Below are 20,149 nucleotides of genomic sequence, written 5' to 3'. Positions count from 1 at the left end.
GGGTGGGGAGTTCGTGACGGTGCGCTCACGGGCAGTGGGTGCGGCGGGTACGGTTCCGGCATGAACGTTTCCGCAATCAGTTCGAATGACGACGACGTGACACCGGCGACCGTGATCAAGGACGCCGCACGGCAGTTGCTGGTGAAGGCGGGGGCCGCGGGGCTGTCGCTCGACGGCGTGGCGCGCGAGGGCGGGCTCGGTCTCCCCGCCGTGGAGGCCGCTTTCCCGGACCGGGACGGCCTGCTGACCGCTCTGATCATCGATGCCTACGACGGTTCGGCAGCCGCCATGGAGCGGGCCGACGCGACGGCGCGGGAGGCCGGCGCGTCGGCGGGTGCGCGGCTGCTCGGGGTCACCCGCGCGCTGCGGGAGTGGTCCTTCGCCAACCCCGCCGAGTTCACGCTGATCTACGGCTCCCCCGTACCGGGCTACCACGCCCCGCAGGACACGGTCCCGGCCGCCGCGCGGACCCCCGCGGTGCTCGCCGGCATCGTGCGGGCGGCGCTGGAGGGCGGTGAACTCACCCCGCCGCGGCGGGCGGTGCCCGGTCCGCCGCTGCTCCTGCCGGCTGCCGTGGAGGCGTTCGGCGGCGTGCCCGGGGCTCCGTTCTCGGACATCGTCGAGCGCGGCATCGTCCTGTGGAGCAACCTCATCGGGCTCCTGGTGTTCCAGGTCTTCAGCCGGACGCACGACAGCGTCCGGGACGAGGCCGCGTTCTTCGACTACGCCATCGCGGTGGCGGCCGAGAGCATCGGACTCGTGGTCCCCCTCGACGAGCAGACCGGCTGAGCCTCCGCCGCCCCTCCCCCCACACCCGCGTGCAGGACCCGTAGGAAATCCAGGACTTGAACACCATCAGAACCCTCTGTTTCGGCATCGCCGCGCTGTCCTCGTACGCCGCGCTCGCGTACCGGCTGTCCCAGGCGCGGCGCAGCCGGAAGGACAGCGCCTACCGGGCACTGATCGTCACGCTGCTGCTCCAGTGCCTCACCTTCACCATGGGTGCCCTCGCGATGGGAAGCGGGAGTTTCCTGGGCGTCGGCAACCTCGCCATCCTCCTGATGCACCTGTCGGCCGTCGCCTTCTGCGTCAGCGCGCAGATCATCCTGCTGCGGTGGGCGGCCTCCGACGAGGACGCCGCCCGCAGGACGCGGTACTGGCTGGTCACCGGCATCGTCCTCGACGTGGCGCTGACGGCGCTCTTCCTCCTCGCCGACGGCCCCGGCCGGCCGGCTTCCGACTTCGACACCGGCAGCGGGCGGCCGCTGGTCCTCCTCTACCTCCTGGCGTTCATCGTCTCCCAGGCGGTGCCGTGCGTGACCATCTTCCGGCAGTGCGGCCCCTACGCCGAGATGACGGACAACGCCTCGCTGCGGCAGGCCCTGCGGATGCTGTCGGTCGCCGCAGTGGTCCTGTTCCTCTACTGCACGGCCAGGACGGTCAACATCCTCACCGCGGCGGCCGGGTACGACATCGGTGCCTGGAAGCTCGCCTCCAACCTCTTCAGCGCGACCGGCATCGTCATCCTGTCGCTGAGCCTGACCAACTCCTCCTGGGGCCCCACGGCCGCCCGTCTGCTGGAGTGGAGCCGTACGTACCGCTCGTACCGGGCCCTCTACCCGCTCTGGCGGGACCTCTACGAGGCGTCCCCGGACATCGCCCTGGAGCCGCCGGGGCCCTCGGTCTCGGACCTCGACTACCGGCTGCACCGCCGGGTGGTCGAAATACGGGACGGGTGGCGGGATTTGCGCCCCTACATCGACCGTGCCGCACCCGGTTCGGGCGGCCCGGGCACGGGGGCGAGCGAGGAGTCGCGGCAGGCGTTCACCGAAGCCGCGCAGATCAAGCGGGCGCTGCAGGCGAAGCGCACCGGAACGATCCCCCACGACAACAAGGACGCGGGCGACTTCGAGGACCGCGATAGCGACAACTTCACAGCGGAAGTGGCCTGGCTCACCAAAGTCGCTTCCGCCTACAGTAAGCTCGGCAGCGCGAGTTGAGAGCTCCCGCCCGGTTTGCATCCCCCGTCAAACCGGGCGGGCATCCCCCGTTTCCCCCGCGTCGCGTCGGGCGGACGGGTGGCTCCCGCCCGGACTGGCCCGGCCCACCCCCCCGAGGACCGGGCCGGTCCGGCATCACCCGACACCACGGACAGCCATCCAACTTGGCGACCCCCGTGAGCCAAGTTAGCTGCCCGCTATCGGCGGGACTCCAACGGTGGCGGAGTTCAGGCCAATTGTCAACTGACAGCTAATCTGTGAAACTGGCGTATAGCCAAGGGCTATTTCCGAGGAGGTGACGGGAGGGAGCTTCACCATGACCGAGACCGAGGGCCGGCCTCTGCTCGCCGTGCGTCTGGACGACCTGTTCAAGACCGTCCGCCCCAAGGGCAGGCACTGGACCAACGCCGAGGTGGCGGAGGAACTGAAGCGGGCCAACCCCGAACTCAAGGTCGGCGGCGTGTACTTGTCGCAGCTGCGGACGGGCAAGCGCTGCAATCCCTCACCGGACCTCCTGGCCGCCCTGGCCCGTTTCTTCGGAGTCTCCGTCGCCTACTTCTTCGACGACAAGGTCGCCGAGTCGGTGGCCGGCCAGCTCGCCGCCATCGAAGCGCTGCGACAGTCCGGCGTCCGCGCGGTGGCGATGCGCGCGGCCGGCATGAAGAAGGAGAACCTCCAGGCCATCACCGCCATCATGGACCAGTACCGGCAGATGCAGGGCCTCCCGCCGGTCACCGACACCCCTGACACCGCTGTCCCCGACTCCGGCTCCACCGGCCCGGAATGACCGGGCTCTGGGGCTCCAGGAAGGAGCGGTCGGGCGACCAGGACCGGCGCAACCGGCTGAAGAAGCTCCGGAAGGCCGGGGCGCAGCGCATCGCCGAACTCGACCTGCCGCAGGTGGCCGACGTGGCCGAACTGTGCCGCCACCTCGGCGAGGTGCGCAACCGCCCCATCGTCCTGGTCCCGATGCAGATGCCCTCCTCCCACCCGTGCGGCATGTGGGTCGCCGCCCGCGAGGAGGACCTCATCTTCTACGACGCCAACACCACCAGCGCGCATCAGGAGCACATCATCTTGCACGAGCTGGGCCACATCATCTGCTGCCATCGCGGGGCCGGAGGACTGGACGAGGCCGCCGCCCGTCTCCTGTTCCCCGACCTCGATCCCGAACTCGTACGCGACATGCTCCTGCGCGCGACGTACGACGACGTCCAGGAGCAGGAGGCGGAGATCATCGCCTACCTGCTCTCCCAGCGGCTGGGGAACGACGGGCAGCCGCCCGGCGCGTCCCCGGCCGCGGAAGCGGGAGAGGGCGGGGACCCCGGGAAGAGCGCCCTGCTCCACCGCATCGAACGCACCCTGATCTGACGTGCGCCGTTCCGGAGACGCCTGGTTACGGCCCGGTCGCCGCCACCTCCTCCGCGAGGATCGCCACCGCGCGCCGGATGTCGTCCTCGCGGTGCTCGGCGGTGAGGAAGAACCGCAGCCTGGCGAGCCCCTCCTCGACGGCCGGGTGGAAGATCGGATCGGCGATCACCCCCCGGCGGAACAGCCCGTCGGCGACCGTCAGGGTCCGCGCCGAGTCGCCGAGGACGCAGGGCACGATCGGGGTGTGGGCGCTGGAGCCCGTCGCCAGCCCGGCCGAGGCGGCCAGCGTGCGGAACAGGTCGGCGTTCCGCCGCAGGGCGCGGACACGCTCCGGTTCCGCGCCGATCAGCTCGGTGGCGGCCAGGGCCGCGGCGGCGTTGGCCGGGGTGAGACCCACGCTGTAGACGAAGCCGGGCAGCGTGTGGCGCAACCAGCGCACCATCCGCTCCGAGCCGCCGAGGTAACCGCCGCAGCTGGCGAAGGCCTTGGAGAGCGTCCCCATCCACAGGTCCACGCCGGACCGGTCGACGCCGAAGAACTCGCCGACGCCGCGGCCGTGTTCTCCGACGGTGCCGATGCTGTGCGCCTCGTCGACCATCAGCAGGGCGCCGTAACGCTTCTTCAACTCGATCACGGGCGGCAGGTCGACGAGGTCGCCGTCCATGCTGTAGGCGCCTTCCACGGCGATCAGGACCCGGCGGAACCGGGAACGGTTGAGCCGCAGCAGGTGTTCCAGCTGACCGGTGTCGTTGTGGGCGAACGGGCGTCGTGCCGCCCCCGACAGGGCGCACCCCTGCAGGATGCTGTCGTGGGCGAGCGCGTCGTGCAGCACGAGGTCGCCCGCGCCGACGAGGTGCCCGATCGCGGTGACGTTGGTGGCGTGTCCGCTCACCAGCGCCAGGCAGTCGGGGACGCCGAGGAACCCGGCCAGCGCACGTTCGAGCCGGACCGTCAGTTCCCGTTCGCCGGAGAGCACGCGGCTGGCCGAGACGGAGGTCCCGTACCGGTCCACCGCCTCCTTCACCGCCCGGTTGACCGCCGGGTCGCCGGACAGGCCCAGGTAGTTGTAGCTTCCGAAGGACAGGTACGGGCGGCCGCCGATCACGGTCCTGTCCCGGATGGTGCCCTCGTGGAGCCGGAAGTACGGGTAGTCCGCGCCGCTGCCGGTGACCGCGTGCAGGCGCTCCTCGAAGCGGGCCACTTCCGGGAAGTCGTCGACGCTCGCCGTGCCCGCGTCCCAGCCCGGCGGTGTCTCCCGTTCCGGCGGTGTCTCCCGTTCCGGCGGTGTCTCCCGTCCCTGCCGCACCCGCTGTGTCTGCGGGCCGGTGGGGGCGGGCGCGGGCTCCGTGCGGCCCGGATCGACGATTTCGATCAGCCGGCCGATCGTGAGCTCCGGCGAGAAGAGTTCCCCGGTGCGGAAGCCCGGTATCCGTTCGCCGAGTCTGACCTCCAGCTCGTGCAGCATCAGGGAGTCGAAGCCGAGATCGGCCGCCAGGCGCATCGCCTCGCTCAGGTCGGACAGCGGGAAGACCCCGGTCCGCGACACCTCTTCGAGGACGACGGACGCCGCGGACGCCCCCGCGGGGACCGGATCCGCTCCCGTCCCGGGGGCCGCCTCCACCGGGTCTGCCGACGCCTCGGCGATGTCACGTGCCGTCTCGTCCACCACCCAGTGCAGGCGCGGGGCCAGCGGGCTCGGCGGCAGGGTGCACGGGGGTACGCGCTCCGCCGCCGGTGCGGCCACTGCCACCGCGCCGTCCGGCTCTCCGGTCCACGTGCCCTCCGCCAGCGCCCCGGCCGCCTCGGTCAGCCTGGCCGCGGCCTCGGCGGTGTCCCGCGCCACCACGGCGAGGCGTTCGCCGAGGGGGGTCCGGCGGGCCAGGGTGTCGGCGACGGCTGCCAGCGGCGGCCGGTCGTCGGCGAGGGTGCGCGCGAGGTCCGCGGCGTAGCGGGCCAGCCCGGCGCGGTCGCGGGCGCTCAGCACCAGCAGCCGCGTTCCTCCGCCGGCTTCAGGACCGCCCGGCGGTGGCGTACGAGGTGCGGGGGGCGTGGGGCGGGCGGGATACTCCTCGACCACCATGTGCACCCCGGTGCCGCCGAAGCCGAAGGCGCTCACCCCCGCCCGGCGCGGACGGCCGTCCTCCGGCCAGGGGGTCGGCTCGGTCGGGACGGTCAGCCGGGCGCCGTCCAGCACGGCACGGTCGGCGAGGGCGAACTCCGGCTGCGGCGGGATCACTCCCCGCTGCACGGCCAGGACCGACTTGATGAGGCCGGCGATGCCCGCGGAATTGAGCGAGTGCCCGACCACCGCTTTCACCGCGCCGACGAAGGCGGGTGCGGCCCCTTCCCCGCGGAGCTCGCGCAGGACGCCGAGCTCGACGGGGTCGCCGACGGTGGTGCCGGTCCCGTGCGCCTCCAGATAGCCCACCGCGTCCGGGGGCAGGCCCGCATCGCGGTAGGCCCGGCGCAGGGCCCGGAGCTGGCCGGCCGCCCGGGGATGCAGACCGCCCTGCACGGTTCCGTCGTTGGCCGTTCCCACGCCCCTGATCACGGCGTAGACCCGGTCGCCGGCCGCCAGCGCGTCGGCCAGGGGCCGCAGGACGAGCACCCCGGCGCCCTCCCCCAGCACGAAGCCGTCGGCCTCCGCGCCGAACGGCAGGCACCTGCCGCTGCGCGAGAGGGCGCCGATCCGGCACAGTCCCACCAGCAGGTCGGGGGCGAGGATCAGCTGGGCGCCGCCGGCGAGGGCGATACGGGTCCGCCGCGCGCGCAGGGCGTGCACGGCGTTGGCGACGGCCATCAGGCCACCGGAGCACGCCGAGTCCAGCGCGTAGCTCTCACCGTGCAGGTCGAAGACCGAACTGATCGTGTTCGGGCCCATGTTGAGCAGGAGACCGGCCACGGAGGTGCCGTGCAGGCCGTCGACCGCGCGAACCGTGTCCTGCCAGGGCAGGCCGTTCGCCCGCGCCCCGAACTCTCCGCCGGCCAGCTGGCGCATGCGGATCCGCATGGTGCTGAGCTCGCGGTAGCCGCTCTCGGTGAGCGCCGTGATCACCGAGGTCTCCTCGCGGTCGAAGCCGTCGGCTTCCCAGCCCGCGTCCTGGACGGCCTCCCGGGCGAGGTCGATCAGCAGCCGGTGCTGGGGGTCCATCGCCCGGGCCCGGCGCGGCGGTATGCCGTAGTGGGCCGCGTCGAAGTGGCCGACGTCCGGGAGCAGCGCCAGGGTGTCCGTGTACGCCGAGGCGGTGTCCCGGAAGTCGTCGCTCAGGAAGGCGGCGCTGCGCCAGCGCGAGTCCGGAACGGCGGAGAACTGTGCCCGCGGGTCCGTCAGGAGCCGCCAGTACTCGTTCACGTTCCGGGCGCCGGGGAACCGGCAGGCCATGCCTACGACGGCGATGTCCTCGTGCCGTGTTCCCCGTGGGTCCTCTGTGGAGTTGGAGTGCCTCGTCACCGATGTCACGCCGTGGCCGCCAGGCGTTCGCGCCACCACTCCACGGTCGCCTTGAGCTGCTCGTCGACGGGGGTGGCCCGTACGGCGAAGGCGGCCTCGTAGGCGCTCGCGTCGATGACGAAGGGGCGGTCGAACTGGTGGCGGATTTCCTTCAGTTCGCGGATCAGTGGGGAGAACAGCGAGGCCACGGCCAGGGCGGCCGGCGGGATCCGGCGGACCGGGACCGGTGCCGTGCCCGCCTGGGCGGCGAGCCGGCCGGTCATCTCGCGGACGGAGAGCGGGGGTTCCGTCGGGACGTGCCAGGCCCGGCCCCAGGCCCGCTCCTCGCCCGCGACCTCGGCCATGGCCCGGGCCACGTCGGGGAGGTACGTCCAGCTGTGCGGGGCGTCCGGGTCGCCGAGCGTGGAGACCGGCTTGCCACGCAGCAGCGGCGGTACGACGCGCGCGGCGAGGTGGCCGCCGTCGGTGACGCCGGGCCCGAAGAAGTCCGAGGCCCGCACCTCGACCGCCTTGATGCGGCCCTGCTCGTGCAGGGCCCGCGCCTGCTCCCAGGCCGCGGCGCGCACCCGCCCCTTGGGGCCGGTCGCCGCGAGCGGCAGGTCCTCGGTGAGCGGGCCGTCCACCGGCCCGTAGCCGTAGAGGTTGCCCAGCATCACCAGCACGGCCCCGGTCGCCTCGGCCGCGGCGCAGAGGGACGCGGCCAGCGGAGGCCATCCGGTGGCCCAGCGGTGGTAGGGGGGCGCGGCGCAGCCGTGGATGGCGGTGGCGCCCCGCGCGGCTTCGGTCAGCCGCGCGCTGTCCGTCGCGTCCAGCGCGACGTGCTCGATGCCGGGTTCCGGTTCACGGCCCGACCTGGTGATGACCCTTACGGAGTGCCCCTGTTGGGCGAGCAGCCGGGCGGTCGCGGCCCCGGCCGGTCCATAGCCTATGACGACATGAAGGTTCACGTACGCACACTAGCGCGAGGGCCCGCCTTGGTTCGGACCAGTCCCGGCCACAAGCGGAAGGTATGGCCGGACAACGGAGGGCATTCGGGAAGCGGCGCCCCGGTGACCGCCGGGAACTAGCGGAAGATCGCCATCGCCTGAACCTTCAGCACGCCTTCGTCCGGGTTCCATGCCTGGACCTTGCCCAGGCAGTGGGCCGAGAAGGTGCCCTCGGGGACCTGGCTGCGCAGGCCCTCCGTGGCGCAGGTGACCCGGACGCGCGGGCCCCGGGAGGGGTCGGCCGGGTCTCCGTAGGGGGCGAGGAAGGCGGTGGAGGCGGCTCCCTCCGGTTCGTCACCCGTCGTGCGGAACCGGCCCCGGATCAGGACGAAGCCCTCGATGTCGCGCAGCCGGACGGTGCCCTGCGCCGCGGAGGCCGTCCGCAGCAGCGCGGTGCTGCGGGTGACGGACAGGCTCGGCAGGTCGACGTGGACGATGGCGCGCTTCTCCTCCAGAACCTTCATGATCAGGCCGATCACGGAGATCGGTTCCGCGACCTCCAGATAGCGGCTGACGATCTCGGTGTTCTCCTTGCGGCCGCCGTCGGCGCCGACGCCGAAGACCTTCGCGCGGACGGTGCCGTCCTTGCTGTCACTGGTGCGCTGCTCGACCTCCTTGCGCAGGGCGGCCGTGTAGCCGCGCATCTGGTAGTGGTCCATGACCGTCCTGTCGTGCAGGTAGAAGCAGATGCCGTCGGTGATGTCCGGGGCCGCGGCCCGCCGGGCGTGGACCAGCCCTCGCAGGGCCGGCGCGAGAAGCGCCGCGAGGCCCGCGCAGGTGGCCGTCCACACCAGCATCCAGGGCCACCAGACGGCCCACCACGCTTCACTCGTGACACCCACGGATCTCCTTGAAGGCGTTGAGAAGGGACTGCCCGGTGGCATCGGCCATGTGCCCGCCGGTGGCTCTGGCGGCCCGGTCGAGCTCCTGCGGGTCGGCTTCGCCGTACCGGACCGTGTACGTACGGATCGCGCGGGCGGCCGGCGGCAGGGCGGCGTACCGGGCGAGGAACGCGTCTAGGCTCATCCCGGCGTTGTTCTCCCCGTCCGTCATGAGCACGATCGAGACCCGCTGCCCGGGGTCCTTGGCCAGGGCCTCGGCGGCCGTCCGGTAGGTGTGGTCGAGGGCCGACCACACGGCGGTGCTCGTGTCGAAACGGTCGTCGGCGACCATGGCGCGCAGCCGGTCCAGGTCGGCGGCTCCCCTGTACGTCACGCCCTGCTCGTCCAGCACGCTGCCGCCGAAACGCACCACCGTGACGGTCTCGCCGACGTGGAAGCGGGTGAACTTGCCGGATGCGGTGCCGTCGGCGCCGCTGAGTCCGGCCATCGTGGCGCGCAGGCCCGCGATGCGCTCGCCGCGCATGGACCGGGAGAAGTCGAGCAGGAAGATCACCCGCGTGGGGCGGGCGCTCCTCGCGTCGGCGTAGTCGGCCAGCAGCCGGTCGACGACGACCTGGCTGTCCGGGAAGTACAGCGCGTTGCCGAGCGGGGCGCTCAGGCCGGGGAGGCGCGTGATGCCGGGGTCGACCGGCCGGCGCATCGTCCGGTCCATGATCTTCTGCTGGACCGGTTCGCTCCGCAGCCAGGACGCCAGCCGGTCGTACGCGTCCCGCTTGGCCGGGTCGAGCAGCATGAGCGGGTAGTCGGACAGCACGATGCCGTCCTTCGGGTAGACGATCTCCAGGGGAGTGCGGAGGGTGCCCGCGCGGTTGAGGGCGAGCAGCTCGGATTCGTACGTGATCAGCGCGTCGAGGCCGTCCTCGCCCCGCAGGTACGCGTCGGCGAGACGGCCGGAGGAGTCCTCGGTCAGCGCGTGACCGGAGAAGAAGCCGCGCAGCCGGTCGCAGGAGACGTCCTCCGGGCGCAGTGCTCCGCCGGTTCCCGCGGCAGCGGTCGCGACGCCCACGAGGGCGGCGAGCCCGCTGTTCGACCTGCGGGGGTCGGCCATGGCGTACTTCAGGGTGCCGGCCGCGGCGGCGTCCGCCAGGTCCGCCCAGGACAGCTGCCCGTCGGGGATCGCCCGGCGCAGGCGCTGCGCCGCCCCGGGCTTCAGGCCGACGACGACGGGGGAACGCATGGTGCTCGTCGACAGCGGGCTGTCCGCCTGGCGGCCTCTCTGCTTCAGCAGGAGCTGGAGCGGGCGCGAGGAGGAGAGCCAGGCCAGGTCGTGCCGGTAGGGGCCGGCGGCCAGGGTGGCGGTGGCCTCGACGGTGCCCTGGTACTCCATCCTCAGCGTGATCCCGGTTTCGCGGCGCAGGTCGTCCAACAGGGGCTGCATGTCCATGAGTTCCGAGCCGGCGAGGACCCGCAGGGTCACCGGCTCGCCCCTGCCCGGCGAGCAGGCGGGGAGCGTGGACAGCACCCACAGGCAGGCCAGCGTGAGCGCGGTCAGAACCCGGCGGCGCGACCGTCGGCCGGGAGTGCTGCGCGCCGTCACTGCGCCCCGTCCGGGAGCTGGGCGGCCGGGCATCCGCCGACGACGGAGATCATCTGCTCCAGGTGGCGGATCCGGGGCATGGGCGAGCGGGTGTTGTTGCCCTGCAGGGCCGGCACCGGGATGTTCCGCTCGCTCAGGAAGTCCGACAGCTGGTCGCCGGCGACCTCACCGGCCGGGTCCAGGATGCGGAAGCCCAGCTCCATCGCGCGCCGGCGCAAATCCGGGTCGTCGGCCATCAGTTCGCGGAGCCGCTCACCCTTGTCGTTCAGGGCGATGAACTGGGGCTGGGTGACGAACTGGCTGGAGGGGTACAGCAGGACCCGCTGCGAGTCGAGCCGCCCGGAAGCGGCACGGTACCGGAGCTGATAGGCGAGGTACTGGTGCTCGTACGCCACGACCACCGGGGCGATCCCCTTGCCCTCCGGCGCGATGTATGTCCTGAACACGTCGGCGGCGGGCAGGCCCTGCTCCATGAGGTGCTTGACGGACTGTGCGCGGCTGGTCGCCTCCTCCGCAGTGGAGGGCACTTCGGGGCCGTTGCCGCGCCAGGTGAAGGAGACCAGCGCCAGATAGGTCCCGGCCGAGTTGGAGCCGCACACGTCCGGGCTCTGGGCGACGATCCGATTGGTGTTGGAGATCCCGTGCCGCTGGATGCCGAGGTCACTCCAACGCAGACCCCCGTTGATGCTCTCGAGGAACTTCTTCATGTCCAGCGAGTAGTAGAGCGGCTGGTCGGAGCCCCCGGCGGGAAGAGGGGTGGCGACGCCGGCGTCCCGCAGGGTTTCCGCGTACTCCCGGTACGTCGCGAGCACGATGGGGCTCACGAACGGACGGTGGACCTTGGCGTACTGCCCGGCCGCCGCGCGCATCCCGGTGATCAGGTCGCCGGCGGGCTGGCCGGAGGGGAACACGAAGTCGAAGGAGGCGGTGTCCCGCACGGCGACCTCGCGCGAGCCCGAGCTGGTGATGTGCACCTGGATGCGGTGCTTCAGCAGGATCCGCTGGACCTCCTCGTCCTCGAAGAAGTCACGTTTGGAGGCCATCTTGCCCTCCAGGACGAGGACCTTCTCGAAGGGCAGCAGCAGATTGCCCGACACCGCCAAAGCGGCGAACCCCGTCAGAACGGTGGCCAGCGCGGGCAGGAAGAACACCAGCAGCCCCCGCCGTGACCACGTGCCGGACGCCCGGCGCCGGACCGCCAGGCGCGGCTCCTCGACGACAGGTCTCTCCCCAACAGTCACGCATGCCCCCCGACCATTCGTGTGACCCGCCCTGAGGCGGCACCATGGACCGCCCGGCTGACCATTCACGCACGGAGCGACCAACTCCGCGTTAACAACTGTCGGGGAAAAAGGGGGAGTTGACTCGGATGCGGCGCCTTTCGGCCATACGCCGACCCAGCGCCGCGAGCCCGGCCTGATCGGCGAGACGCCCTAGGGCAGGTTGAGCTGCCAGGAGACGCCGAAGCGGTCGTTGACCCAGCTGAACTTGGTGCTGAAGCCGTAGGAGCCCGGGGGCATCAGTTCTGCGCCCTGGTCCGAGAGGGCGGCGTGGAGGCGGTCGAGTTCCGCCTCGTCCGCGCAGTCGACGAAGAGGGAGACGGCCGGGGTGAAGCCGAACTCGTGCTTGGCCGGGCTGTCGATGCACATGAACCGCTGGCCGGCCAGCCGGAAGGTGGCGTGCTCCACGCTGCCGTCGGCGCCGGGCCCGTCGGGGCCGTGGCGCGTGACGTCGATGACCTGGCCGTCGTCGAAGAGGGAGGTGTAGAAGGTCATGGCCTCCTCGGCCCTGCCCTCGAACATCAGGAACGTGGTGATCTTCTGGGGTTGTGCCGCTACCTGCATGCTCGCCGCTCCTGGGAGGTTGGGAGGTCATGACGGGGCCCTGTGCCGGGCCCCATCATGGCGCAGGGACGGGCTACTCCCAGTCATCCCACGGCGGCTCCGACTCGTCGAAGTCGAACGGCGGCTCGTCCTCGAACGGGGCCTCCTGACGGGGGGCCGGCACGGGCGCCCCGGCGGGGGCGGGCACCGAGGCGGGGGCGGGCGCTGCGGCGGGGGCCGCGGGGGTGGGCGCGGCGCCGCTTTCCGCCAGGGTTTCCAGGACGCCCTCGGCGTACTTGGCGAGCTTCGCCTCGCCGACACCGCCGATGGTGCCCAGCTCGGCGGCGGTCGTGGGGAGGAGCGTCGCGATCTCGCGCAGCGTGGCGTCGTGGAAGACCACGTACGCCGGCACGCCCTGCTCCTTCGCCGTCGCGGCGCGCCAGGCCCGCAGGGCCTCGAAGACCGGCACCGCCGCGGCCGGCAGGTCGACCGGGACGCGGGCGCCCTTCCCGGAGCGGGACCCGGAGTCCTTGCGGGACGCCGCGGGGGCCGCCTTCTCCTTGCGCATCCGGACGGTGCGGCGGCCGCCCAGCACCTCGCCGCTGTCCTCCGTCAGCACCAGCGTCCCGTAGTCGCCCTCCACGGCCAGCAGCCGCAGCGCCAGCAGCCGGCGCACGACCCCGCGCCACTCCGCGGTGCTCAGGTCCGCCCCGACGCCGAACACCGAGAGCGCGTCGTGGTCGAACTGGATGACCTTGGCCGTCTTCTTGCCCTGCAGGATGTCGATGATCTGGCCGGCGCCGAACTTCTGCCGCCGTTCCCGGGCCAGCCGCCACACCGTGGACAGCAGCTTCTGCGCCGCGACCGTCCCGTCCCAGGACTCCACCGGGGTCAGGCAGGTGTCGCAGTTGCCGCAGGGCTCGCCGGACTGCCCGAAGTACGCCAGCAGCTGCACCCGGCGGCAGTCGGTCGTCTCGCACAGCGCGAGCATGGCGTCCAGGTGCATGGCCAGGGACCGGCGGTGCGTCTCGTCGCCCTCGGAGCCCTCGATCAGCTTGCGCTGCTGGACCACGTCCTGCAGGCCGTACGCCAGCCAGGCGGTGGCCGGCTCGCCGTCCCGGCCGGCCCGGCCGGTCTCCTGGTAGTAGCCCTCGACCGACTTCGGCAGGTCCAGGTGGGCCACGAAGCGCACGTCCGGCTTGTCGATGCCCATGCCGAAGGCGATCGTGGCCACCACCACGACCCCGTCCTCGCGCAGGAAGCGCGCCTGGTTCGCGGCGCGCGTACGGGCGTCCATGCCGGCGTGGTACGGCACGGCGTCGATGCCCTGCTCGGCCAGGAACGCCGCGGTCTTCTCCACCGAGGAGCGGGACAGGCAGTAGACGACTCCGGCGTCCCCGTCGTGCTCGGTGCGGATCAGCTCCAGCAGCTGCTTGAGCGGGTTGTTCTTGGCGGCGATCCGGTACTGGATGTTCGGCCGGTCGAAGCTGGCGACGAAGTGCCGCGCCTCCTCCAGGCCCAGCCGCTTCGCGATCTCGGCGTGGGTGGCCTCGGTGGCCGTCGCGGTCAGCGCGATCCGCGGCACCTTCGGCCAGCGCTCGTGCAGCATCGACAGGGCGAGGTAGTCGGGCCGGAAGTCGTGGCCCCACTGGGCGACGCAGTGCGCCTCGTCGATCGCGAAGAGCGACACCTTGCCCCGGTCGAGCAGCCGCTGCGTGCCCTCGGTGCGCAGCCGCTCGGGGGCCAGGTAGAGCAGGTCCAGTCCGTCCGCGAGGAAGGCCTGCTCGACGGCCTGCCGCTCGTAGGGGTCCTGGGTGGAGTTGAGGAATCCGGCCCGCACCCCGAGCGCGGTGAGCGCGTCCACCTGGTCCTGCATGAGCGCGATCAGCGGTGAGACCACGACCCCGGTGCCTTCTCTGACCAGCGCCGGGATCTGGTAGCAGAGCGACTTGCCGCCGCCGGTCGGCATCAGCACGAGGGCATCGCCACCACCGACGACCTGCTCGATGATCTCCTGCTGCTCGCCGCGGAAGGAGCTGTATCCGAAGACTCGGTTCAGCACCCGCAGCGCGTCGGAGGTCTCGCCTGTGATCGCTTCGGTGATCTCGTCGGTGATCTCGGGGGATGCGTCCGGAAGGGCCATTCCAAAAGCCTAACGGCAGCCGCGGACACCCCGTGCCCGACCGCCGGAACCTGTGGACGACCGCCGCAGGCCGTGACCGGGCGCGGTCGGGAAACCTGCCGGGATGCCGGGCGGGGGGCCGGTCGGGAGGCCGGTCGGAGGCCGGTCAGGAGCTCCAGCGCAGCACCGCGCCCAGGCCGCCCGCCGGGCCGCCCATTCCCGCGGGGACCAGGAGCAGCTCGCAGTCGGCGACGGCGGCGGCCCTCAGGACGGCGTCGTCCGCGCGTGCCTGTTCGGGCCTGGGCACGCCCATCGCCCGCGCCTCGCCGCGCTGGACCGCGATGTCGTCGGCGCCGGGGCCGATCCAGACCGGGCGGCCTCCGTCGGACGCCTCCGGGGTGAACAGCAGGGTGGCCATCTGGTGCTTGCGCGCGGCGTCCACGACGGCCGGGATGCCTTCCGCCGCCTCCCCCGGGCCGGTGTCGACGGAGGACTCGCGGTGCTCCCCCGGCTTGCCCCGGCCGACGCGGAAGCGTTCCAGCGTGCGGGTGAGCCGGTCCTGCGTGAAGCGGTCGCACGCCTGCGCGATCTCCCGGTCGAGCCCGGCGGTCGAGGCGCCCGGGGAACGGCTGCCGTTCTCCGCCTCGACGGTCACGGCCCGCATGCGTTCGGGCAGCCGGTTGTACACGGCCCGCCGCTCACGGGCGTCACCGGTGAGGACGAGCAGCTCGGCGCCGCTCTGCGGCCACTGCCGGACGAGCTCCCCGGCGATCAGGTCGGCGGTCTCGTTCCAGGCGTTCTCGACCTTGTTGCGGTAGTGCCATTCGTTCCGGTCGTCGGGGACGCCGCGGTGGCCCCGGTCCTGCCACTCCCTGCCGTTCGCCTGGCCGACCGGCTCCCGCCGGTACCCGTCACGGAGCTCCAGGTCGGCACCCGTGCGGTCGATGTACGCGACCAGGCACGCCGGGTCGTCGCCCCGCAGCCGGGCCAGCGGCGCCACGTGCGGCAGCAGGGACCAGGTGGCCTCGCCCACCGTCGGCGGCACCACCAGCGGCACGTCGAGGACGACCTCGGCGCCCGCGGCGAACAGGGCCCGGCCGGGTGGGGTCCCGGAGACGGGCTCGCTCGCCAGGTGCTCCATCACGGCCCGGATGGTGTAGGCGTCGGCACCCTCGTCGACCAGCAGGCCCGCGATGGCCCGGTGGCGCAGTTCCTGGATCTTCGCCGCGTCCTCGGTGGCGCGGGTGGTCTCGACGTAGACCGAGGCCCAGGGCCCCGGCCGGCTGAAGACCGGCTTGAGAAAACCGAGTTCCATGACGTCCCCCAGATCTGTCGGTGCCGTGTGGCACGGCCGCGGTGGCACCGCCGCGCCCGTCCCGTCCGGGGGCCCGGGCGTGCGTGCCGCACTTCCATGGTGTGCCCATACCGCGTCCGTGCGCGCCCCGAGCGGCATCGGCGGGTGCGGCTTGGTGCCTCCGGGGGGACCCGGCCGCGCAGACGGGGGACCCCGGGCGGCGAAGCGGCCGGAATCCCCGCGCGGGCGGCCGGCCCCGGGACCCTGGGAGGCGTCCCGTCCCGCATCTCCCAGGAGTTTCCGTGTCCCCCTCCTCGGCTTCCAGGAAAAAGGCAGGCGCGGTCGCCGCCGCGGCGCTGGGCCTCAGCGCCACCGTGCTCGGCGGCTTGGCGGCCGCCGACATCCCCGACGCCAACGGCGTGTTCACCGGCTGCTACGCACGTCTCGGCGGGGGGCTCCGGGTGATCGACGCCGAGGCCGGCCAGACCTGCCGCCTCACCGAGACCGCCATCACCTGGAACCAGACCGGCCCCACAGGCCCGACCGGCCCCACCGGGCCCACCGGAGCGACAGGGACCACTGGACCCACCGGGCCCACCGGAGCCACAGGCACCACCGGTCCGACGGGCCCGACCGGTACCACGGGCCCGACGGGACCCACGGGAGACAGCGGGCCCGTCGGAGTGACCGGCGCGACGGGTCCCACCGGAGCCACCGGCCCCACCGGCCCCACCGGCCCCGTGGGTGGCTGACCGCCGTCCGTGGCGGGTCACAGCATCACGTGCTTGACCTGGGTGTAGTCGAGCAGGCCGGACAGGGAGAGGTCGCTGCCGTAGCCGGAGTGCTTGACGCCGCCGTGGGGCATCTCGGAGACGGTGGTGCCGTGGGTGTTCACCCAGACGATGCCGGTGTGCAGGGCCCGGGTCGCGCGCATCGCCCGGTCGTGGTCGGCGGTCCACACGCTCGCGGCCAGGCCGTGCCGGACGCCGTCGGCGAGGCGGAGCGCCTCCGTCTCGCCGGCGAACGGCTGGACGGTGACGACCGGGCCGAAGATCTCCTCCTGCACGATCTCGTCGTCCTGGCGGACCCCGGCGACGACGGTGGGTTCGTGGAACCACCCGGGGCGCGGGACGCGGGCGCCGCCGCTGACGATCTCCGCGTGCGCGGGCAGCCGGTCCAGCAGGCCGCGGACCGAGGCGAGCCGGTCGGCGCTGTTCAGGGGACCGACCTCGGCCTCCGGGCGCAGCTTCCGGGCCGCGGCGGCGAAGGCGGTGAGGAACGCGTCGTGCACGCGGTGGTGGACCAGGAGCCGGGCGGGCGCGGTGCAGTCCTGGCCGGCGTTGTAGTAGGCGACCCCGGCGAGGGTCTCGGCGGTGGCCTCGACGTCCACGTCCTCGTGGACGATGACCGGGGCGTTGCCGCCGAGCTCCAGGTGGACCCGTTTGAGGCCGTCCGCCGCGGCGGCCGCGATCTCCCGGCCCGCCCGTACGCTGCCGGTGACCGCGATCAGTGCGACGGCCGGGTGGGCGGTGAGGGCCCGGCCGGTGTCGCGGTCGCCGCAGACCACGTTGAGCACGCCCGGCGGCAGGTGCCGGGCCGCGATCCGGGCCAGCAGCACGGTCGAGGAGGGTGTGGTGTCGGCGGGCTTGACCACGACGGTGTTGCCGGCGGCGAGCGCCGGGGCGATCTTCCAGGCCGCCATCATCAGCGGGTAGTTCCAGGGGGTGATCTGGGCGCAGACGCCGACCGGTTCGCGGCGCAGCAGGGAGGTGCGGCCCTCGGTGTACTCGGCCGCGGCGGCCCCGGGGAGGTTGCGGGCGGCTCCCGCGAAGTAGCGGACGGCGTCGGTGACGGCGGGCAGTTCGTCGTTCCGGAACCGCTCCGCCGGTTTGCCGGTGTCCGCGGTCTCGGCGGCCACCAGCGCGTCCGCGTGCTCCTCGATGGCGTCGGCGAGGGCGAGCAGGGCGCGCTGCCGGTCGGCCGGGGTGGTCCGCGACCAGGGCCCGTACGCCGCGGCCGCCGCGGCGCAGGCGGCGTCGGTGTCGGCGCGGCCGGAGCGGGGGGCGCGGCCGTGGACCTCGCCGGTGGCCGGGTCCACCAGCTCCGTGGTCGCGCCGGAGGCGGCGGGCCGGTCGGCGCCGCCGATGTGGTTCCGCAGGACGGTCGGGCGCGCGGGGCCGGCCGGCGCGGTGGGGTCCTCGGGGATGTCAGCCACGGCGGAGGGCCTCCTTCGCGGCCGCTCGGCCGGTGCGTACCGCGCCTTCCATGTATCCGGCCACCCACTGGTCGGATCCGCAGACGTAGAAGGGCGGTTCGTGGGTGCCGTGGAGCGGGCCGACGGCGGTGACGTCGCCGGGGGTCCACTGGGTGACGTAGCCCTGGGTCCACGGGTCGGTGCCCCACAGGCGGATGTGGGTGGCGAGCGGCCGGTGTGCCTCCGCGCCGAAGAGGCGGGCCATCTCGCCGAGCAGTTCGGGGGCGCGCAGCGGGGCGGGGATGCCGAGCAGCACGCCGTAGCGCTCGGGCGGCACGAGGGCGGAGAGGATCCCTTCGCTCTGCGGCCAGGTGCTGCCGAGGACCCCTTCGTTCTCGGAGAGTCCGCTGCGGCCGCGGGCCCTCCAGAACGGCTCCCCGTACGCGGCGGCGAACTTGGCGGCGACGGCCTGGCGCTGGCGGTGCAGCGAGGCGAGGCGCTCCCCGGAGACGCCGGTGACGGCGATCCGGCGGAACGGTCCGACGGGGAGGGCGCTGACGAGGACCCCGGCGGTGAGGGTCTCGCCTCCGGCGAGGCGTACGGAGCAGCCGCCCAGGGCGCTGACGGTGAGCGCCTCGACGGGGGCGCCGGTGCGGATCCGCCCGCCGAGCCCGGCGGCCATGCGCAGGGCGACCGTGGCCGATCCCTCGGCCACGCGCAGGCCCTCCCACGCCTCGTACTCGTAGTGTCCTTCGCCCGTTCCGGGTACGGCGGCGTGCTTGCGGAGGGCCGCGAGCAGCGAGGTCCGCTCGTACGAGCCGTCGGCGAGGGCGAGTTGGCCGATCTCCCACAGGCGTACGACGGCCGGGGTGGCGCCTTCGGCGCGCAGCCAGCCGGCGACGGAGAGGCGGTCGAGGGCGGCGGCGTCGGGGTGGGACCAGGGGTCGTCGGGGTCGACGGTCCGGGCGAGCGCGGTGAAGGCGGCGGTGGCCTTGCGGTGACGGGCGTCGTCGCCGGGGCCGAACCAGGCGGGCGGGTCGCCGGCATGGACCCCTTCGGGGGTGGCGCGGGTGAGGGCGCCGGGCTCGGCGACGTAGCTGGGGACGAGGGTGAGGCCCAGTTCGGCGGCCAGGGCGGTGTAGGCGGTGTGGGCCCGGCCGGCGACCTCCCCGCCGAGCTGGACCAGGCGGCCGTCGGGGAGGGCGGTCTGCTCGACGCGTCCGCCGACCCGGTCGCGGGCCTCCAGGACGAGCACGTCGGCGCCGCCCGCGGCCAGGTCGCGGGCGGCGGCGAGACCGGCGAGTCCGGCGCCGAGGACGATGACGTCGTGGTTCACGGTGTGTTCCTCCGGTGGGGCCGGTTGGGGCCGGGTCAGTCCAGGACCAGGCAGTGTTCGGGCTTCCAGGCGATCTCGACGCGTTCGCCGCCGCTCCACCGGTCCTCCCTGCGGGAGCGGACGGTGTTCTGCTCGAGGACGGAGACCGTCACGCCGGGGGCCAGTTCGATGAGGTAGGTGGTGGTGGGGCCGGAGTAGACGGTCTCCCGGACGGTTCCGGCGGCGCGGGCCATGCCCGGTTCGAAGTCGGAGAGCCAGATCTTCTCGGGGCGGATGGAGAGGTTGACCCGTCTGCCGTCGGGCACGCCGGCCCGGGTGCCGACGGGCAGGGCGGGGCCCTGGTCGAGCAGGACCTCGCCGGACCGGTAGGTGCCGGGGACGAGGTTGGAGGTGCCCATGAAGGAGGCCGCGAAGGTGGTGGCGGGGCGCTCGTAGACGTCCTCCGGGGTGCCGCACTGCTCGATCCGGCCCCGGTTCATGACGGCGACGCGGTCGGACATCGTCAGCGCCTCGTCCTGGTCGTGGGTGACGAAGACGAAGGTGATGCCGATCTCCCGCTGGATCTGCTTGAGCTCGACCTGCATCCGGCGGCGGAGGGTGAGGTCGAGGGCGGCCAGCGGTTCGTCGAGCAGCAGTACCTGGGGGCGGTTGACCAGGGCGCGGGCCAGGGCGACGCGCTGCCGCTGACCGCCGGAGAGGGTGGGCGGTTTGCGGTCGGCGAGGTGGCCGAGCTGGACGAGGTCGAGCATGCCGCCGACCCGTTCGCGGATCTCGGGCCGGGGGACGCCCCGGCGTTTGAGGCCGAAGGCCACGTTGTCGGCGAGGGAGAGGTGGTCGAAGAGGGCGTAGCTCTGGAAGACGGTGTTGACGTTGCGCTTGTTCGGCGGCAGGCCGGTGACGTCCTCGCCGTCGAGCAGGACACGGCCCTCGGTGGGGTCGGCGAAGCCGCCGATCATCCGCAGCAGGGTGGTCTTGCCGCAGCCGGAGGGACCGAGCAGGGAGAAGAACTCGCCCGGGGCGATGTCGAGTTCGAGGTCGTGGACGGCGTAGGCGCCGGTGCGGTCGTACCGCTTGCCGACCCGGTCGAGCCGGACGGCGGGGTGGAGGTGCCGGTGCTGGTGCTGGTCCTGCAT

General features: G+C 73.1%; 16 protein-coding genes. 5 read left to right on the top strand and 11 right to left on the bottom strand.

Annotated elements, in window-relative coordinates; genetic code table 11:
* The first annotated feature begins 60 nt into the window (after positions 1–60).
* From ACGFQ9_RS13980 to ACGFQ9_RS13965, 4 genes are all read left to right on the top strand, one after another.
* Positions 61–789 (top strand): TetR/AcrR family transcriptional regulator, encoded by a 729-nt coding sequence (locus ACGFQ9_RS13980; protein WP_393573995.1) that lies wholly within the window; start codon positions 61–63, stop codon positions 787–789.
* Between the two features lie 56 nt (positions 790–845).
* Positions 846–2,000 carry an MAB_1171c family putative transporter gene (locus ACGFQ9_RS13975; protein ID WP_393573994.1) on the top strand — a complete coding sequence of 385 codons (1,155 nt, stop codon included), beginning with the start codon at positions 846–848 and terminating at the stop codon, positions 1,998–2,000.
* 316 nt (positions 2,001–2,316) lie between these two features.
* On the top strand, positions 2,317–2,787 hold the full coding sequence (locus tag ACGFQ9_RS13970; protein WP_393573993.1) for a helix-turn-helix domain-containing protein: 471 nt from the start codon (positions 2,317–2,319) through the stop codon (positions 2,785–2,787).
* Positions 2,784–3,371, top strand: a complete 588-nt coding sequence (locus ACGFQ9_RS13965) for an ImmA/IrrE family metallo-endopeptidase (protein WP_393573992.1) — start codon at positions 2,784–2,786, stop codon at positions 3,369–3,371. The genes ACGFQ9_RS13970 and ACGFQ9_RS13965 overlap by 4 nt, the downstream gene beginning before the upstream one ends.
* Before the next feature lie 25 nt (positions 3,372–3,396).
* Here the strand turns inward: ACGFQ9_RS13965 and ACGFQ9_RS13960 are convergent, their stop codons facing one another.
* From ACGFQ9_RS13960 to ACGFQ9_RS13925, 8 genes are all read right to left on the bottom strand, one after another.
* Positions 3,397–6,753 (bottom strand): aminotransferase class I/II-fold pyridoxal phosphate-dependent enzyme, encoded by a 3,357-nt coding sequence (locus tag ACGFQ9_RS13960; RefSeq protein WP_393573991.1) that lies wholly within the window; start codon positions 6,751–6,753, stop codon positions 3,397–3,399.
* Between the two features lie 74 nt (positions 6,754–6,827).
* On the bottom strand, positions 6,828–7,769 hold the full coding sequence (locus ACGFQ9_RS13955; RefSeq protein ID WP_393573990.1) for an NAD-dependent epimerase/dehydratase family protein: 942 nt from the start codon (positions 7,767–7,769) through the stop codon (positions 6,828–6,830).
* A gap of 116 nt (positions 7,770–7,885) precedes the next feature.
* Positions 7,886–8,650, bottom strand: a complete 765-nt coding sequence (locus ACGFQ9_RS13950) for a hypothetical protein (RefSeq protein WP_393573989.1) — start codon at positions 8,648–8,650, stop codon at positions 7,886–7,888.
* Positions 8,634–10,247, bottom strand: a complete 1,614-nt coding sequence (locus tag ACGFQ9_RS13945; RefSeq protein WP_393573988.1) for a substrate-binding domain-containing protein — start codon at positions 10,245–10,247, stop codon at positions 8,634–8,636. Before ACGFQ9_RS13945 ends, ACGFQ9_RS13950 begins: the two co-directional genes overlap by 17 nt.
* A complete protein-coding gene (locus ACGFQ9_RS13940; protein ID WP_393573987.1) occupies positions 10,244–11,488 on the bottom strand; it encodes a hypothetical protein in 1,245 nt (414 codons plus the stop codon). The genes ACGFQ9_RS13945 and ACGFQ9_RS13940 overlap by 4 nt, the downstream gene beginning before the upstream one ends.
* A gap of 192 nt (positions 11,489–11,680) precedes the next feature.
* Positions 11,681–12,091: a VOC family protein gene (locus ACGFQ9_RS13935; protein WP_393573986.1), complete on the bottom strand. Its 411-nt coding sequence runs from the start codon at positions 12,089–12,091 to the stop codon at positions 11,681–11,683.
* A 73-nt stretch (positions 12,092–12,164) separates the two neighbouring features.
* A complete protein-coding gene (gene recQ / locus ACGFQ9_RS13930; RefSeq protein ID WP_393573985.1) occupies positions 12,165–14,213 on the bottom strand; it encodes a DNA helicase RecQ in 2,049 nt (682 codons plus the stop codon).
* 145 nt (positions 14,214–14,358) lie between these two features.
* Positions 14,359–15,507, bottom strand: a complete 1,149-nt coding sequence (locus ACGFQ9_RS13925) for a hypothetical protein (protein WP_393573984.1) — start codon at positions 15,505–15,507, stop codon at positions 14,359–14,361.
* Between the two features lie 281 nt (positions 15,508–15,788).
* Here ACGFQ9_RS13925 and ACGFQ9_RS13920 point away from each other — a divergent pair, with 281 nt between their 5' ends.
* Positions 15,789–16,238, top strand: coding sequence for a hypothetical protein (locus ACGFQ9_RS13920; RefSeq protein ID WP_393573983.1), 450 nt, complete (start codon positions 15,789–15,791; stop codon positions 16,236–16,238).
* 17 nt (positions 16,239–16,255) lie between these two features.
* On the opposite strand, the gene ACGFQ9_RS13915 is transcribed toward ACGFQ9_RS13920, so the two are convergent.
* From ACGFQ9_RS13915 to ACGFQ9_RS13905, 3 genes are read right to left on the bottom strand one after another with little or no spacing between them, the layout of a single operon-like run.
* Positions 16,256–17,692, bottom strand: a complete 1,437-nt coding sequence (locus ACGFQ9_RS13915; RefSeq protein WP_393574292.1) for an aminobutyraldehyde dehydrogenase — start codon at positions 17,690–17,692, stop codon at positions 16,256–16,258.
* A gap of 1 nt (position 17,693) precedes the next feature.
* Positions 17,694–19,016: a flavin monoamine oxidase family protein gene (locus ACGFQ9_RS13910; protein ID WP_393573982.1), complete on the bottom strand. Its 1,323-nt coding sequence runs from the start codon at positions 19,014–19,016 to the stop codon at positions 17,694–17,696.
* Positions 19,017–19,051: 35 nt separating this feature from the next.
* Positions 19,052–20,149: an ABC transporter ATP-binding protein gene (locus tag ACGFQ9_RS13905; protein WP_393573981.1), complete on the bottom strand. Its 1,098-nt coding sequence runs from the start codon at positions 20,147–20,149 to the stop codon at positions 19,052–19,054.

The organism is Streptomyces sp. NPDC048603 (assembly GCF_043199475.1).
Classification (GTDB): Bacteria; Actinomycetota; Actinomycetes; order Streptomycetales; family Streptomycetaceae; genus Streptomyces.
This window is presented reverse-complemented; position numbering and strand designations above follow the sequence as displayed.

Bases quoted from the DNA above. Each gene is read 5' to 3' on its own strand.
- ACGFQ9_RS13980 (WP_393573995.1), top strand. From the start codon at position 61: ATGAACGTTTCCGCAATCAGTTCGAATGACGACGACGTGACACCGGCG.
- ACGFQ9_RS13970 (WP_393573993.1), top strand. From the start codon at position 2,317: ATGACCGAGACCGAGGGCCGGCCTCTGCTCGCCGTGCGTCTGGACGAC.
- ACGFQ9_RS13965 (WP_393573992.1), top strand. From the start codon at position 2,784: ATGACCGGGCTCTGGGGCTCCAGGAAGGAGCGGTCGGGCGACCAGGAC.
- ACGFQ9_RS13960 (WP_393573991.1), bottom strand. From the start codon at position 6,753: ATGGCCTGCCGGTTCCCCGGCGCCCGGAACGTGAACGAGTACTGGCGG.
- ACGFQ9_RS13935 (WP_393573986.1), bottom strand. From the start codon at position 12,091: ATGCAGGTAGCGGCACAACCCCAGAAGATCACCACGTTCCTGATGTTC.
- recQ (WP_393573985.1), bottom strand. From the start codon at position 14,213: ATGGCCCTTCCGGACGCATCCCCCGAGATCACCGACGAGATCACCGAA.
- ACGFQ9_RS13925 (WP_393573984.1), bottom strand. From the start codon at position 15,507: ATGGAACTCGGTTTTCTCAAGCCGGTCTTCAGCCGGCCGGGGCCCTGG.
- ACGFQ9_RS13905 (WP_393573981.1), bottom strand. From the start codon at position 20,149: ATGCAGGACCAGCACCAGCACCGGCACCTCCACCCCGCCGTCCGGCTC.